At 64.2% G+C, this 15,064-nt stretch carries 15 protein-coding genes; 8 read left to right on the top strand and 7 right to left on the bottom strand.

The window, feature by feature from the left end; all coding sequences use genetic code 11:
* Positions 1 to 153: 153 nt before the first annotated feature.
* Both IVB01_RS14905 and IVB01_RS14900 read right to left on the bottom strand, forming a co-directional pair.
* Positions 154 to 1,683, bottom strand: coding sequence for a DEAD/DEAH box helicase (locus IVB01_RS14905; protein WP_247277213.1), 1,530 nt, complete (start codon positions 1,681 to 1,683; stop codon positions 154 to 156).
* A 297-nt stretch (positions 1,684 to 1,980) separates the two neighbouring features.
* On the bottom strand, positions 1,981 to 2,958 hold the full coding sequence (locus IVB01_RS14900) for a helix-turn-helix domain-containing protein (RefSeq protein ID WP_247277212.1): 978 nt from the start codon (positions 2,956 to 2,958) through the stop codon (positions 1,981 to 1,983).
* Between the two features lie 212 nt (positions 2,959 to 3,170).
* Between IVB01_RS14900 and IVB01_RS14895 the strand changes: the two genes are divergently transcribed.
* Together IVB01_RS14895 and IVB01_RS14890 are read left to right on the top strand one after the other, a co-directional pair.
* Entirely contained in the window at positions 3,171 to 4,685 is a 1,515-nt protein-coding gene (locus IVB01_RS14895; RefSeq protein ID WP_247277211.1) for a caspase family protein, read from the top strand.
* 261 nt (positions 4,686 to 4,946) lie between these two features.
* Positions 4,947 to 5,147 carry a hypothetical protein gene (locus tag IVB01_RS14890; RefSeq protein WP_247277210.1) on the top strand — a complete coding sequence of 67 codons (201 nt, stop codon included), beginning with the start codon at positions 4,947 to 4,949 and terminating at the stop codon, positions 5,145 to 5,147.
* Positions 5,148 to 5,159: 12 nt separating this feature from the next.
* Here the strand turns inward: IVB01_RS14890 and IVB01_RS14885 are convergent, their stop codons facing one another.
* On the bottom strand, positions 5,160 to 5,327 hold the full coding sequence (locus tag IVB01_RS14885; RefSeq protein ID WP_247277209.1) for a hypothetical protein: 168 nt from the start codon (positions 5,325 to 5,327) through the stop codon (positions 5,160 to 5,162).
* Between IVB01_RS14885 and IVB01_RS14880 the strand changes: the two genes are divergently transcribed.
* Positions 5,326 to 6,573, top strand: a complete 1,248-nt coding sequence (locus IVB01_RS14880; protein ID WP_247277208.1) for an FAD-dependent oxidoreductase — start codon at positions 5,326 to 5,328, stop codon at positions 6,571 to 6,573. The genes IVB01_RS14885 and IVB01_RS14880 overlap by 2 nt on opposite strands.
* Positions 6,574 to 6,751: 178 nt before the next feature.
* Positions 6,752 to 7,516 (top strand): outer membrane beta-barrel protein, encoded by a 765-nt coding sequence (locus tag IVB01_RS14875; protein WP_247277207.1) that lies wholly within the window; start codon positions 6,752 to 6,754, stop codon positions 7,514 to 7,516.
* Between the two features lie 111 nt (positions 7,517 to 7,627).
* Here IVB01_RS14875 and IVB01_RS14870 read toward each other — a convergent pair whose 3' ends face one another.
* From IVB01_RS14870 to IVB01_RS14860, 3 genes are all read right to left on the bottom strand, one after another.
* Entirely contained in the window at positions 7,628 to 8,398 is a 771-nt protein-coding gene (locus IVB01_RS14870; protein WP_247277206.1) for a glucose 1-dehydrogenase, read from the bottom strand.
* 32 nt (positions 8,399 to 8,430) lie between these two features.
* Positions 8,431 to 8,616, bottom strand: coding sequence for a hypothetical protein (locus IVB01_RS14865; RefSeq protein WP_247277205.1), 186 nt, complete (start codon positions 8,614 to 8,616; stop codon positions 8,431 to 8,433).
* A 222-nt stretch (positions 8,617 to 8,838) separates the two neighbouring features.
* Positions 8,839 to 9,669, bottom strand: a complete 831-nt coding sequence (locus IVB01_RS14860; protein ID WP_247277204.1) for a porin family protein — start codon at positions 9,667 to 9,669, stop codon at positions 8,839 to 8,841.
* A gap of 112 nt (positions 9,670 to 9,781) precedes the next feature.
* Here IVB01_RS14860 and IVB01_RS14855 point away from each other — a divergent pair, with 112 nt between their 5' ends.
* Positions 9,782 to 10,063: a hypothetical protein gene (locus tag IVB01_RS14855; protein WP_247277203.1), complete on the top strand. Its 282-nt coding sequence runs from the start codon at positions 9,782 to 9,784 to the stop codon at positions 10,061 to 10,063.
* Positions 10,064 to 10,104: 41 nt separating this feature from the next.
* Here IVB01_RS14855 and parE read toward each other — a convergent pair whose 3' ends face one another.
* Positions 10,105 to 12,153, bottom strand: a complete 2,049-nt coding sequence (gene parE, locus IVB01_RS14850; RefSeq protein ID WP_247277202.1) for a DNA topoisomerase IV subunit B — start codon at positions 12,151 to 12,153, stop codon at positions 10,105 to 10,107.
* Positions 12,154 to 12,426: 273 nt separating this feature from the next.
* Here parE and IVB01_RS14845 point away from each other — a divergent pair, with 273 nt between their 5' ends.
* From IVB01_RS14845 to argC, 3 genes are all read left to right on the top strand, one after another.
* Positions 12,427 to 12,957, top strand: coding sequence for a DedA family protein (locus IVB01_RS14845; RefSeq protein ID WP_247277201.1), 531 nt, complete (start codon positions 12,427 to 12,429; stop codon positions 12,955 to 12,957).
* A gap of 225 nt (positions 12,958 to 13,182) precedes the next feature.
* Complete coding sequence (locus tag IVB01_RS14840) at positions 13,183 to 13,848, top strand: FMN-binding negative transcriptional regulator (protein ID WP_247277200.1); 666 nt, start codon at positions 13,183 to 13,185, stop codon at positions 13,846 to 13,848.
* Entirely contained in the window at positions 13,845 to 14,828 is a 984-nt protein-coding gene (argC, locus tag IVB01_RS14835) for an N-acetyl-gamma-glutamyl-phosphate reductase (protein ID WP_247277199.1), read from the top strand. Before IVB01_RS14840 ends, argC begins: the two co-directional genes overlap by 4 nt.
* Positions 14,829 to 15,064: the final 236 nt, after the last annotated feature.

Genomic DNA, 15,064 nt, shown 5'->3' with positions numbered 1-15,064 from the left:
GCGGTCGGTGCGCCCCCGACCGCAGCAATGCTTAAATTATGTTCCTAGGCTAACGGACGATCGTGAACGCCCCGTAAATATACGTTCGCCAATGCATCCGAAAAAAGTGTGGGGCGTTTTTCCTCAACCGAAACCAAAAGCGCGTGTCGCGCTTCAGGCTCCGGCGGGGGAGCGAACCGGCCGCAGCAGAAATGCCGGCAGATGCGAGTGATCGCCCGGCTCGGCGTCGACCTCCCGCTGCCGGCGCGGTTCGGGACGGCCGATCGAGGGCACGTGCGACGGATTGGCCTGATGGCGCGCGCTCTGACGCGGCTCAGATGACGGCCGTGCTTCGCGGGGAGGCCGCGCTTGGCGTGCAGCCCTTGGCTCGCGAGCGGGCCGGGCTTCGGCCGCGGGGCTTGCATCGACCGAAGGCCTTGCCTCGGAGGGCTGCGGCGCGTCGCCACGCGGCTCGTGGCCGCGACGCGGCTTGCCCCGTCCGCCACGGGAGCGCTCGCGGTCCCGTCCGCGAGACTCGCGCGGGCGCTCGCTGTGTTCGGTCGTGCTCCCGTGCACCTCGAAGTCACCCTCGGCGCGCGGAATGCTCTGGCCGATCAGCTTCTCGATCGCCGCCATCGACTTCTGGTCGAGCGGTGTCACGATCGAGATCGCCGTGCCGGTGCGGCCGGCGCGGCCGGTGCGGCCGATGCGATGGACGTAGTCGTCAGCGTGGTGGGGGACGTCGAAATTGAAGACGTGGCTGACCTCGGGAATGTCGAGGCCGCGAGCGGCGACGTCGGAGGCGACCAAGAGCGGCAACTCACCCTTGCGGAACTGTTCGAGCGCCGCCGTGCGGGCCGATTGGTCCATGTCGCCGTGCAGGGCGCCGACGCTGAAGCCGTGCTTCTGAAGGGATTTGTGAACGATGGCGACCTCGCGCTTGCGATTGCAGAAGATGATCGCGTTCTTGAGATCCTTGGCCTCGCGCAGCAGGCGGCGGAGCAACTCGCGCTTCTCGTGCGCCTCGCGCCCAGCGGGCACCTGGGCCTGCGTGACGGTCACGGCTGTCGTGGCGGGTTTGGAGACCTCGATCTTCTGCGGATTGTGCAGGAAGGCCTCGGTGATGCGCCGGATCTCCGGCGGCATGGTCGCGGTGAAGAACAGGGTCTGCCGCGTAAACGGGACGAGCTTGCAGATGCGCTCGATGTCGGGGATGAAGCCCATGTCGAGCATGCGGTCGGCTTCGTCGATGACGAGCAGCTCGACGCCGGTGAGCAGGAGGCCACCGCGCTCGGTATGGTCGAGCAGGCGGCCCGGCGTTGCGATCAGCACGTCGACGCCGCGCGTCAGCTTGGCATCCTGGTCGCCGAACGAGACGCCGCCGATCAGAAGCGCGACGTTGAGTTTCTGGCCCGCGCCGTAACGGTCGAAGTTTTCCTTCACTTGCGCCGCGAGTTCGCGGGTCGGCTCGAGGATCAGCGTGCGCGGCATGCGCGCCCGGGCTCGACCCTTTTCGAGGATGGTGAGCATCGGCAGCACGAAGGCCGCGGTCTTGCCGGTGCCGGTCTGGGCGATGCCGAGCACGTCCTTGCGTGCGAGGACGTGGGGGATCGCCTGTTCCTGGATGGGAGTGGGGGTGGTGTAACCGGTGGCCGCCACTGCGGCGAGGACTTTTTCGGATAGTCCGAGATTGGTGAAGGACATTGAGCCTCTGGTCGAAACCGCCGTTCGGAATCGAGGGTAAAAAGGCTGTCGCGTTCCACCCCAAAACGGCGTGCTCTCAAAGAAGCTGGGGGTGCTGACTCACGCGAACAAAGCGCCAGGCTCGAGAATCGATCTTCGATTTGAGCCGCGTCGCCCCGGAACATAGGCAGGAATCCGCCAAAGTCAATGGAGCGGGCGCGGGAAGACCCTAAAAAACCTGAGGTTTTTGCCCAAATAGCGGGCGCGGCTGCGGTTTTCCGCCCAAGCGGCGGACTGACCAGAGCCGGCAAACGGCGGCTAATGCCCCGCCCGAACCTGGGCCCGGAAGTCGCCTGGGGCGATGCCATAGGCAGCGTTAAAGACTCGGTAGTAGGTCGCCAAGCTCTCGAAGCCGCAGGCGGCCGCGATGTCGGCAATCAGCCGCTCCGGAGCCTCGCGGATCAGGCGGCGGCTCTGTTTCAGCCGCTCTTCGGTGATCGTCTGCGAGAAGCTCTTCTCCGCCGTCTCGAACAGCATATGCAGGTGACGCACGGAAATGCCGAGCCAGTCGGCCACCATCGTCGGCGCGAGATTGGGGTCTTGCAGGTGACGCGCGATCAGGCGCCGGGCCTGCGACAGACGGGCGGTCCGCAGCGCGGCCTGCCCGCGGCGGCCGCCGGGCCGCACGATGCCGCGCTCGATCAGCGCCAGGTGGGCCAGGACCTGAACAAGGGAGGCCTGCACCGGGGAGGCGGCGTCGAAGCAGCCGTCATTGCCGGCAACATCGTCGAGATCGGCAAAGCAGGTGCCGAGCAGGGGCGCCAGGGTGGGATCGTCAAACGTCCGCGGTGCAAGCTCGCGCATGCGTTTGTCCTGCGCCGGGATGTTGCTCACCGGGATCTTCAGGATTCGCAAATGGAAGCCGCCTGCGCCCAGCGGCGCGGTACGATAGGGCAGGTCGATATGGCTGGTGGCAAAGCCGCCGTTTGCGATCGCAAAGTCGCTGCCGCGCATGCCGCCGAACCAGCCGCCGCTGCCAAGCTGCTGGTAGACGCAGATGGCGTCGCCCGGTGCGGAGGCGATGTCGGATGCGCTACGCTCGACCGTGTAGGCGGAGGCCTTCAACTCGACGAGGCTGGCGCCGCCAAGCTGGCGCAGCGAGAATTCGCCGAAGAAATCGGCGCGGCGTTCGCGCTCGAGCTCGGCCGTGACGCCGAACAGACCCTTGGCGCGCACCTCGCGCCAATAGTCGAAGCGGTCATGCGGCTCGACCTCGTCGGTGCACCAGCGATACACGATACCTCTCGCTTCCAATGGGATTACCCAGAGACATTGCTAAGGAAGAGCAGATTCCAGCGGAATCTGCCATAGGACCGACGATGGAATCGGGGACCGAGGCCCTTGAACCCTCGATATGTCTGGACCGACTATCACATCAACGGCTGGGTTTCCCATGAACGACCTTTCGAGGGGGCCGGCGGAGGGCCGTTCTGCAACGGGGTATTCCAATGACGCGTCGGCTTTTCAGAATTCTGGCGGCACTCGGCCTCGCAGCGGGCCTGAGCGGATTCGCGCTTCCCGCGCATGCCGAGAAGCGGGTCGCGCTCGTCGTTGGCAACAACGACTACAGGAACGTGCCGAAGCTGCTCAAGGCCGTCAACGACGCACGCACCATGGGCGACACGCTGAAGCAGCTCGGGTTCTCGGTGATGGTCGCCGAGAATCAGAACCGGCAGCAATTCTCCGAGACGTTGCTCGCCTTCGACAAGGCGATCGAGCCCGGCGACACCGCGTTCTTCTTCTATGCCGGCCACGGTTTCGAGATCGCGGGCCAGAACTACTTGCTGCCGACCGACGTTCCGGCGGCGACGGAAGGGCAGGAAGAGCTCGTGCGCGACGCCTCCATCCTGGCCGACCGCATCGTCGAGCGCCTTCAGAACAAGAGGGCGCGGACCTCGATCTTGGTGTTCGACGCCTGCCGCAACAACCCGTTCGAGCGCAAAGGTACCCGCGCGGTCGCCGGTGGCGGCGGGCTCGCGCCGATGACGCAACTGCCGGAAGGCGTGTTCTCGGTGTTTTCGGCAGGTCCCCGCCAGACCGCGCTCGATCGCCTCTCCAACGACGACGCCAACCCCAATTCAGTGTTCACGCGCACTTTCGCCAGGGAGCTGCTCAAGCCCGGCGAGAACCTCGTGCAGGTGGCGCAGCGCACCCGCCGTGCCGTCAGTGAGATGGCCGATACCGTGAAGCACAAGCAGGTGCCGGTCTATTTCGATCAGATGGTCGACGACGTCTTCCTTAGCGGCCTCGCCAAGGATGCCGCCGCGCGCGCGGACGATCCGCCGCCGCAGAAGCTCGCCGCGCTCCCGCCGGTATCGGTGCCGCACCTGCCGAAGGAGGAGACCACCAACGCGCCGATCGCGAGCTTCTCGCGGCACAATGGCGGCTGGAGCGTGGTGTTCTCCTTCGCTGATCCGACGCTTGGCATCTCCTGGCGCATGGCCGGCAAGGGCGATTTCCGCGAAACCGGCTTCATCGACACGCTCGATCCGCGCACGCGCAAGCGGATGCCGAACCCGTCGGTCGAATTGCCGCCGGATGCGCAAGCCGGCACCATCGAGGTCCGCTATGTCGATCAGTCCGGCGAGATGCAGGGGCCGTTCCCGATCAGGTTCGATCCCGAGGCCGCGCTGATCCGCGACCAACGCAAGATCCTCGACATGACCGCGACAAGCTGGCTGTCATTCCGCGAGTTCAATGGACTGCTGGTCTACTACACGCATCTCGTGTCCTACCGCTGCGCCATTCGCGAGGTGCGCATTGGTGTCGACACTGCCGTGCCGAACCAGGTGCTGAAGATGCCTCCTTGCGACATGCGCGATCCCAGCGCGATCAGCGCCGGCATGCCGCTCTACATGAAGCTCGCCCCGGCGACGCAGTCCGTCTCGGTTGAGCTGACCTACCGCGACGGCAGCGTGTCGGAGATCAAGAGCTTTCGCAGCGCGAACCGCAGCAATAATTGAGATCTTCGTCGGCCGCGACAGGAGAGGAACAACTCCTGCTGACCTGGATTGTCAGTCAAACCAGGGAGACGATCCATGATCCGCAGATCCATCTTCGTAACGATCGCTTGCGTTGCACTTTCGACGGCGGCTTTTGCCCAAGGGGGCGGTGGTGCGGCGGGCGGCGCCGGTGGCGCCAGCGCCGGATCGGGGGCCAGCTCAGGTGCAGGGGTGGGCACGTCACCCAGCAGCGCCAACTCCGGGCCGTCGGCTCCCTCGGGGATGGGGACGCATGACACCACCACGGGGGCCAACGTCAACACCAATACCGGCCCGGTCAACCCGAACGTTCAGTCCCCAACCGCAAATGGTAAGACGCCGTCAGCAGCACAAGCCGAGCGGAACATGGGTGTCGGTCATGCGACCAATGGGTTGCCGATCGGCAGTCCAGGCACCGGGACCAGCAACGAGGACCAGAAATAGTCGATCCCGTCCTCACCCAAGGCCCGCGCTCTGCGGGCCTTTTTTTTGGCGCTTGTTTGCTGCAGCAAAGCGGCCCCGGTGAGCTTTTGTCTGCAAATTGAGACTGCACTCGGCCTGGATCGCGTTAGTATCGTCCGGCATATCTTCATCGATACTCACATCGCGGATCGCGGCTGCCATGACATCCGACCAACAATCAAACCGGACCATGAAGGTCCGCTGCTGCATCGTCGGCGGCGGGCCAGCGGGCATGATGCTCGGCTATCTCCTGGGCCGCGCCGGCATCGAGGTCGTGGTACTGGAGAAGCATGCGGATTTCTTCCGCGATTTCCGCGGCGACACCGTGCATCCCTCAACACTTCAGGTGATGGACGAACTTGGCCTGATCGACGGCTTCCTGAAGCTGCCGCATCAGCGCTTGCAGAAGATGGACGGCCTGTTCGGTGGCACGCCGGTGCGCATCGCCGATCTCAGCCGGCTCCACACCAAGTACCCCTTCATCGCTTTCATGCCGCAATGGGACTTCCTGAATTTCCTGCGCGAGGCCGGCCGGCGCTTTACCTCGCTCAAGGTGATGATGAGCACGGAGGCGGTCGATCTGATCCGCCGCGGCGAGACGGTCGCCGGCGTGCGGGCGAGGACGCCTGAGGGCATTATCGACATCGAGGCGGATCTCACCATTGCCTGCGACGGCCGGCATTCGACGGTGCGCGAGCGCGCCGGCCTTGCCGTCGAGGAGATCGGCGCGCCGATGGACGTGCTGTGGTTCCGCGCCGGCCGCAGACCCGACGAGACGGAGAATGTGTTCGCGCGCGTCGAGCCCGGCAAGATGATGATCACCTTCGATCGCGGCGACTATTGGCAATGCGCCTACGTCATCGCCAAGGGGCAATTTGATGCGGTGAAGGCGAGGGGATTGACGGCGCTGCTCGACGACGTCGTGCGCATGGCGCCGATCCTGAAAAGCGGCATCGCGGACGTGAAGAGCTTTGACGACATCAAGCTGCTCACCGTCGCGATCAACCGCCTGACGCGCTGGACGCGGCCCGGCCTGCTTCTCATCGGCGACGCCGCGCACGCGATGTCGCCGGTCGGCGGCGTCGGCGTCAATCTCGCCGTGCAGGACGCGGTCGCAACCGCAAACCTGCTGGCGGATGAGCTGCAGCACGGTTGTCCCTCGGAGAACGAGCTCGATGCGGTGCGACGCCGGCGCGAGTTCCCGGTGAAGATGACGCAGCGAATGCAGGTCGTCGTGCAGAACAACATCATCAGCGGCGCCTTGCTAGGCAGCGACCGGCCGTTGAAGGTGCCGCTGATCGTGCGCCTCATCACTGCGCTGCCCTGGCTCCAGGGCATTCCGGCGCGCCTGCTTGCGCTCGGCGTTCGGCCCGAGCACGTGCAGTCGAAGGCGGCGCCGCCATCGTAGCGCAAGACTCGGTAGGGATAACGCTGCATTAAATTACGCTCGGTGCGTTGCACGCTTGCAACATCGCGAATGCATTCAAGGCGCAACGTGTGCTCATCCGCCACATTAACCGTGTTGATTTCAATTTTGGTAAGGGCCGTCTGTGAGCGTGCGCCCATCAACGGACACGGGGTCTACCATGCGTACCAAATTGATTGCCGCCTTCGCCTGCACGACCGCTCTGGTTTCGATCGGCGCGGCTTCCGCTGCCGATCTCGGTGCGCGCTACACGAAGGCGCCCGCCTATGTCGAGCCGCTGTTCAACTGGACCGGCTTCTATGTCGGCGGCCACATCGGTGGCGCGTGGACCAACGAGCAGTTCATCAACAACGGAACCGGCGCGCCGTTCGGCGATCTTTCGCCGGGCGAAGGCTTCCGCCAGCGCAAGTCGGGCATCATGGGCGGCGCCCAGATCGGCTACAACTGGCAGGCCAACAATTACGTGTTCGGCATGGAAGGCACGATCTCCGGCCTCGACAACAAGGGCACGGTGGTAAACAACGTGTTTGGCGCCGCGGACGACGTGTTCTCCTGGCGTGCCAACGTGCTCGCGACCATCGTCGGCCGCGCTGGCTTCGCCGTGCAGAACAACCTCTTCTACATCAAGGGTGGCTATGCCGGCGCGAACAACCGTCTGTCGGTCAGCGACACCGTCGGTGTGTCGGGCTCGGGCGGACAGACCCACTGGGCCAACGGTTGGACCGTCGGCGCCGGCTGGGAATACGGCGTCACCCGCAACTGGATCGTTGGCCTCGAATACAACTACGCGGCCTTCGGCAGCCAGACCTATCAGCTCGGCGGCACCTCGGGTAACTACACCTTCGATGCCAAGCCGCGCGACATCCAGTGGGCCGTCGTGCGCGCGAGCTACAAGTTCGACGCCCCGACCATCGCCCGTTACTGAGCACGTCGACGCAACGCGACCAACGATCAAAAAAAGCACGGCCAAAATTCAAAGCCCCGGCATGGTCCGGGGCTTCTTTTTTGCGTTGGTGGATTGCGGCCACGGCCGGCCTCAGGCCATCACCGAGAAGCCGCCGTCGACCGGGATCGCGGTGCCGGTGAGGAAGTTCGAGGCGGGCGATGCGAGGAACACGGCGATGCCGGCGAAGTCGTCGATGTCGCCCCAACGTCCTGCAGGCGTGCGCGCCAGCACGCGCTCGTGCAGCCCTGAGACCTGCTGTCGTGCGCCGCGGGTGAGGTCGGTGTCGATCCAGCCCGGCAGGATGGCGTTGACCTGGATGTTGTCGGGCGCCCACGCATTGGCGCAGGCGCGTGTGTACTGCACGATGCCGCCCTTGCTCGCCGCATAGGCGGTCGCGAAGCTCGCGCCGAAGATCGACATCATTGAGCCGATATTGATCACCTTGCCGTTGCCGGACGCCTTCAAGGCTGGATAGGCCAGCTTCGAGCAGACGAAGGCGCTGGTGAGGTTGGTGTCGATCACCTTGTTCCACTCGTCGAGCTCGAGTTCGTGCGGGGGCTTGCGGATGCTCATGCCGGCATTGTTGATGAGGATGTCTATCCGGCCGAGCTCGCTGACGACACCGTCGACCATGGCCGCCACGGCGGCCTTGTCGGTCACGTCGGTGGTGACCGCGATCGCCTTCACGCCGCGCCGTCTGAGATCGGCCACGGCTGCGGCGGACTTGGTTTCATTGCGTCCCACCACGGCGATGTCGGCTCCGGCATCGGCAAGGCCGCGGGCCATGCCAAGCCCGATGCCGCCATTGCCTCCTGTTACGACAGCGACCTTGCCGCGAAGGTCGAATCGGCTGGATGTCATGCTCTCAGTACCTTTTCTTGTCCTGGTTTGTTCTATTGGCTGCTCTGCCAGATCAGCACCAGCCCGAAGCCGGCCATGGCTGCGCCATAGCCAGCCCATTGCAGCTGGTCGACCATGAAGCTCGATCCCGGCCAGGCGAGCGTGCCCGTGCCTTGTCCGATCCAGAGCAGCCCGACGGCAGTCGCAAACAGGCCTGCGATCAGCAGAAATCGGCGCATGCGTTCCTCCCATCAGTCCGCTTCTGTCGCGACGCGGCATGAACGATTGCCGTGCACCCGCGAACTTGGACGCAGACTAGCCGTAGCTTCGGCTCCGATACAATGGGCCGCGATTGACACGCGGGGCGCCGGCTCATGCAGGAACGTCATTGACGGTGAGGAGATCACAACGAAAAAGCCCCGGACGATGCCGGGGCTTTGACGTTTGGTCCTGAGACCAGATCAGTACTTCGCGACGACCGGGCCGCTCCAGTTGAAGCGATAGACCAGCGAGGTGCTGATAGTCTGGACCCAGGGCTTGAAGGTGGCGGCCGTGCCAAGCGGCGCAACAACACCGCAACCGGCAACAGTACAGGTCTCAGGCAAGCTGATCCGATCGTAGAAGGCGGACCGATATTCGGTCTTCATGAACCAACCAGGGGCGCTGATCCCGAAGATGTTGAGGTTGTTCTCAACACCGCCGCCCACGAACCAGCCGTCACGCCGGAAAGACGACGTATTCAGGAGGGTCGGGCCTCCACCGGCAGTCAGTGTGGACAGGCTGGTGCCAGACCATTCCGATCCGGAATAACCGGCGTTCACGTAGGAAAGGACGTTCGGGGCAACCAAATAACCGAGCCTGACGCCAGCGGCGTAGCTGGTCCGGAGCTTTTCGCGTCCTTCCACGAAATTGAAGGGATCGCTGAGGGAACCACGAATGTCACCAAATTGACCATCGGCGAAGACGCCCGCCACCCAGCTCGGGGTGAACTGCCAGTCATAACCAAGACCGACCGTTCCGAACCAGCCGCTACCGCCCAAACGCTGATCGCGGGTCAGCGCAGTGCCTGCCGCACCAAAGGCGCCGAACGGCCCGACAACACCAGTGCTCTGAACGTTGCTGTCCGCGTTCCAGAGCCCGCCGCCGGCACCGCCGAAGATGTAGAAGCCGGTCCAGTTGGCGACCGGCGCGGGCGCCGGAGCCTTCACGTACGGACGGGCCCCAAGGTCGGCCGCCGAGGCCGAACCGGTCAAAGCCGCAACCGCGGTCAGAGCAAGCAAAATCTTCTTCATTTCCAAATCCCCAACCTTGGTTCGCTTAGCAGGTGCGAGCGCCGTTCCGTTCAAATTCGATGGTTGGACTATAGACGGATTCTGCTGAAATGCTGTTGCTGAGCGGACACAGATGACTGAAAACGATCCGGTGTTGTACGGAGGACACAGGGACCCCGGAGTGATGTCGTCCGCCTTAAAAATGAACGCCTACAATAACTTACGCGATGACTTCCATTACACGCTAAAGATGAAGGTCGTCGCGAAAATCACCATATTCGACGTAGAGGGAGAAAGTTGCTTCAGCCGCCGGCGAAAAAGCGAAAATCAAATCGCCCCCGATTCTTATCTTTGCGGCGCGGTCTGGGATGAGTCGGAGCTGGACTGTTCATCTCTCGCCATCGCGACGCGATGAGCAGATGGAAACCGCAAGCGGCTGGCCCGCTGCTTCCCGCTCTAGACGTCCAGCAGCTCTTCGCTGGCAAATTCGGCCTTGTCCGAGATGAACGCGAAACGTGCCTCGGCCTTGGTGCCCATCAGGCGCTCCACCGAATCCGCCGTGGTGTCGCGATCGTCGGCGAGCAGCACCACCTTGAGCAGCGTCCGCTTGGCCGGATCCATGGTGGTTTCCTTGAGCTGCGCCGGCATCATCTCACCGAGGCCCTTGAAGCGGTTCACCTCGACCTTGGCGTTGGCATTGAACGCGCTCTTGATCAGCTCTTCCTTGTGCTTGTCATCGCGCGCATAGACCGATTTGGTGCCGTGGGTCAGCTTGTAGAGCGGCGGCACCGCGAGGAAGAGGTGCCCTTCGTCGATCAGCCGCGGCATCTGCCGGTAGAAGAAAGTGATCAGCAGCGAAGCGATATGCGCGCCGTCGACGTCGGCGTCGGTCATGATGATGATGCGCTGATAGCGCAGATCCTCTTCGCGATAATGGGCAAGCGTGCCGCAGCCGATCGCCTGCACGAGATCGGAGAGCTGGGCATTCGCCGTCAGCTTGTCCTTGCCGGCTGAGGCGACGTTGAGAATCTTGCCGCGCAGCGGCAGCACGGCCTGGGTCTTGCGGTCGCGCGCCTGCTTGGCGCTGCCGCCGGCCGAGTCGCCCTCGACGATGAAGAGCTCGGAACCGTCGGTGCCGGCATCGGTGCAGTCGGCGAGCTTGCCGGGCAGACGCAGCTTCTTGCCGGCGGTCTTGCGCGCCGTCTCCTTTTCCTGGCGACGGCGCAGCCGCTCCTCGGCGCGGTCGATCACGAAATCGAGCAGCCTGTTGGCCATGTTCGGATTGCCCGACAGCCAATGATCGAACGGATCTTTGATCGCCTGTTCGACGATGCGCTGGGCCTCGGCGGTGGCGAGGCGATCCTTGGTCTGGCCCTGGAATTCAGGCTCGCGCACGAACACCGAGAGCATCACGGCAGCGCCCACCATCACGTCTTCGGAGGTGACGGAGGCCGCGCGCTTGCCCTGACCGACGCGCTCGGCGTGATCCTTCAGACCGCGCAGCAGCGCGCTGCGCAAACCCGATTCATGCGTGCCGCCATCGGGCGTCGGCACGGTGTTGGTGTAGGAGGAGAGAAAGCCGTCGGCATCCGCAGTCCACGCCACCGCCCATTCGCAGGCGCCATGAGCACCGTTGCGGCCGGACTTGCCGGAGAAGATGTCGGGATGCACCAGCGTGTCGGCGTGGATCGCCGCGGCAAGATAATCCTTGAGACCGCCGGGGAAGTGGAACGTCGCCTCCGCCGGCACGTCCTCGACGCCCTTGAGCAGCTCGGGCGCGCAGTTCCAGCGGATCTCGACCCCGCCGAACAGGTACGCCTTCGAGCGCGTCATCTTGAAAAGGCGCTGCGGCTTGAACGCGGCCTTGGCGCCGAAGATGTCGGTGTCGGGCTTGAAGCGCACGCGCGTGCCGCGGCGGTTGTTGACCTTGCCGAGATCCTCGAGCTTGCCTTTGGGGTGCCCGCGCTCGAACGTCATGCGGTAGAGCTTCTGGCTGCGCGCGACCTCGACCTCGAGACACGAGGAGAGGGCGTTCACCACGGAGATGCCGACGCCGTGCAGACCGCCCGAGGTCTCGTAGACCTTGGAGTCGAACTTGCCGCCCGAATGCAGCGTGCACATGATGACTTCGAGCGCCGACTTCTTCGGGAACTTCGGATGTGGATCGATCGGGATGCCGCGGCCGTTGTCGGTGACGGTCAGGAATCCGTCGGCGCTCAGATCCACCTCGATGAAGGTCGCGTGCCCGGCCAGCGCCTCGTCCATGGAATTGTCGATGACTTCGGCGAAGAGGTGATGCAGGGCCTTCTCATCGGTGCCGCCGATATACATGCCGGGTCGGCGCCGCACCGGTTCCAAGCCCTCGAGCACCTCGATGTCGGCCGCCGTATAGTCGGCTTCCCCGCCACCGCCGCGCGAGGCCGTCTTGGCGGCGGGCGCGCGAGACTTTGCCTCGTCGGCGCCGAACAGGTCGTCTTTCGCTTTGGTTTTCAATTGCTTGGACATATATCTTGATACGCTTTGAAGGCCGCATGGGCGGCGAATCGGTTAGGCCGACTATGCCACTTCTGGCTTGGAAAGGTTACCGCCGGGCGGGCCGGGCCGTGTGGTTGGGAGCCAATCCCGGCGATTTTACGCCGTAGGCCCGCCAATTCCCGGCAATTTGACGTCCCGCCCGCCTTGGGCCGGGCTTTGTGACTTGATGTCACACAAGCCCTTGGCTTACCAGTCCTTTTCATCGAGCAGCACCTTGAGACAGGGCGGGAAGGCTAATCTGGAATGGAGCAGTTTGCGCACGCCCTGGCCGACTTCGTGCGCGCTCACCAGGCTTGGGCCGCGCCGATCGTGTTCCTGCTCGCCTTCGGGGAGTCGCTTGCCTTCATCTCGCTGCTGGTCCCGGCCTGGGGCGCGCTGGTGGGGATCGGTGCGCTGATCGGAGCGAGCGGCATCAGCTTCTATCCGGTCTGGATCGCCGGCGGTATTGGCGCGGCGCTGGGCGACTGGGTCTCCTACTGGTTCGGCTACCGCTACAAGGAGAGGGTCGCGCAGATGTGGCCGCTTTCGCGCTATCCCGAACTCCTGCCCAAGGGCGAGGCTTTCGTGCGCAGCTGGGGCGTGCCCAGCATCTTCATCGGCCGCTTTTTCGGCCCCTTGCGCGCCTCGGTGCCGCTCGCAGCCGGCATCTTCGAGATGCCGTATTGGAGCTTCCAGGTCGCCAATTTCGTCTCAGCCCTGGTCTGGTCGGCGGCACTGCTGCTGTTCGGCGACGTGATCGCGAAGCTGATGGAATGGATCTGGCGCCTCATCTGATGCCATGAACCTTGACGGGAACCGGATCTGGCTTTATAGCCGCGCGCCATGATCAACGCTGCGACCATTCTGTTCGCCCGTCGCCGCCGCCGCTCTTTCGCGGTTTGGGCGGTCGATCGCGTTTGAGATCATCGTCTTTGCCGCTGGATCCGGTCCGCGGCATTCTCTCTCCTGTCAGCGCGATCTGATCCGGCGGCCCCCAAGGAGGCCCAGCAGGAGACCACGATGTACACGCCAGTCTTTTTCAAGCAGGACCGCGCCGCGAGCCTGAAATTCGCCGAGGAGCGCGGCTTCGGCACGATGTGCGCCTTCGACGGCCACAAGCCGGTTGCTTCCCCGCTGCCGTTCTATCTGACCTACGCCGCTGACGGCACGCCGCAGGCCGCCTTTCATGTGGCCCGTCAAAATCCGCTGCTAAAGCTCGCGGGCGGTGATGCGTCCTGGCTGCTCGCGGTCAACGGCCCCGATGCCTATGTATCGCCGGACTGGTACGTCTCGCCCGACCAGGTGCCGACCTGGCTCTACCAGTCGGTGCATCTCAGCGGGCCGGTACGGCTGCTGTCGGACGACGAGCTGGCGGTGCAGATCGATACGCTCAGCGACAAGTTCGAGAGTTGGCTGCTGCCGAAAAAGCCGTGGACATCAGGCAAGATGACGGCGGGGCGGCTGGAGACGATGAAGAAGGCGATCGTTGGGCTGGTGATGACGGTTGAGGAGGTCGAAGGCAGCTTCAAGCTGAACCAGCACAAATCGGATGCCGACTATACGGCGATCGCCAATGCGCTTGGCGCCGGCGACGCCGATGCGAAGCAGATCGCACATTTGATGCGGCAGGCCCGGCCGCAGCCTTTTGCAGACGATACGAACATGCTCGAAGGGAGCGCGCCATGAACCTCGCTGACACCACCAAAGCCCCGACCCCCGGCACGGCGAAAAAGCCGGCCACCGTCTTCGTCGACGGCGGCTCCGGCACCACCGGGCTCGGCATCAACGAGCGGCTGAAGCTCCAGGGCGACGTCGCGGTGAAGACCATCGCCGACGACAAGCGCAAGGACCCCGCGGCCAAGAAGGCGCTGATGGAGGAGGTGGATCTCGTCATCCTCTGTCTGCCCGACGATGCCGCCAGGGAGACGGTTGCTCTCGTGGACGGCATGGGCGCCTCGGCGCCGAAGGTGCTGGACGCTTCGACCGCCTACCGCGTGGCGCCCGACTGGGCCTATGGCTTTCCCGAGCTCACGCCCGATCAGGCCGGCAAGATCAAGGCCGCGAAAAAGGTCTCCAATCCCGGCTGCTATCCGACCGGCGCGATCGCCCTGCTGCGGCCGATCGTCGATGATGGCCTGCTGCCGCAGGATTATCCCGTCACCGTCAACGCCGTGAGCGGCTATTCCGGCGGCGGCAAGTCGATGATCGCGAGCTTCGAGGATGGCAGCGCGCCGTCCTTCGAGCTGTACGGTCTCGGCTTCGAGCACAAGCACCTGCCGGAGATGCAGCTCTACTCGAACCTGACGCGGCGGCCGATCTTCATTCCATCGGTCGGCAATTATCGGCAGGGCATGCTGGTCTCGGTGCCACTCCAACTCGACACGTTGCCCGGCAAGCCGGGCGGCGCCGACCTGCAAGCGGCGCTCGCCAAGCGATACACCGGCTCGAAATACGTCAAGGTGATGCCGCTTCAGAACGAGGCGACCAAGGGTGCTCGGCTGGAGCCGGAGGCGCTGAACGAGACCAATATGCTCGAGCTCTACGTCTTCGCCAGCGACAAATATCGCCAGGCGTTGCTGGTCGCCCGGCTCGACAATCTCGGCAAGGGCGCCTCGGGTGCAGCCGTGCAGAACATGCGGCTGATGCTGGGATTGCCGGAGGAGTAGGGCTGGGACCTATCCACCGTCATTGCGAGCCAACGGGTCCGCGCGAAGCGCGGCCCGATGACAGGCTCCGCGAAGCAATCCAGAGCTCCCACCGTGGAAATAGTCTGGATTGCTTCGTCGCAAAAGCTCCTCGCAATTGTGCATGTTCACTAATTCGCTGATTGGATCGCTCCAGCGGAGGACGATCCGATGCGCGACAACAGCTATGACCGGACGATTGAGCGCAACTATCTGCA

This window comes from Bradyrhizobium sp. 164 (genome assembly GCF_023073715.1).
Taxonomy (GTDB): Bacteria; Pseudomonadota; Alphaproteobacteria; order Rhizobiales; family Xanthobacteraceae; genus Bradyrhizobium.
This window is presented reverse-complemented; position numbering and strand designations above follow the sequence as displayed.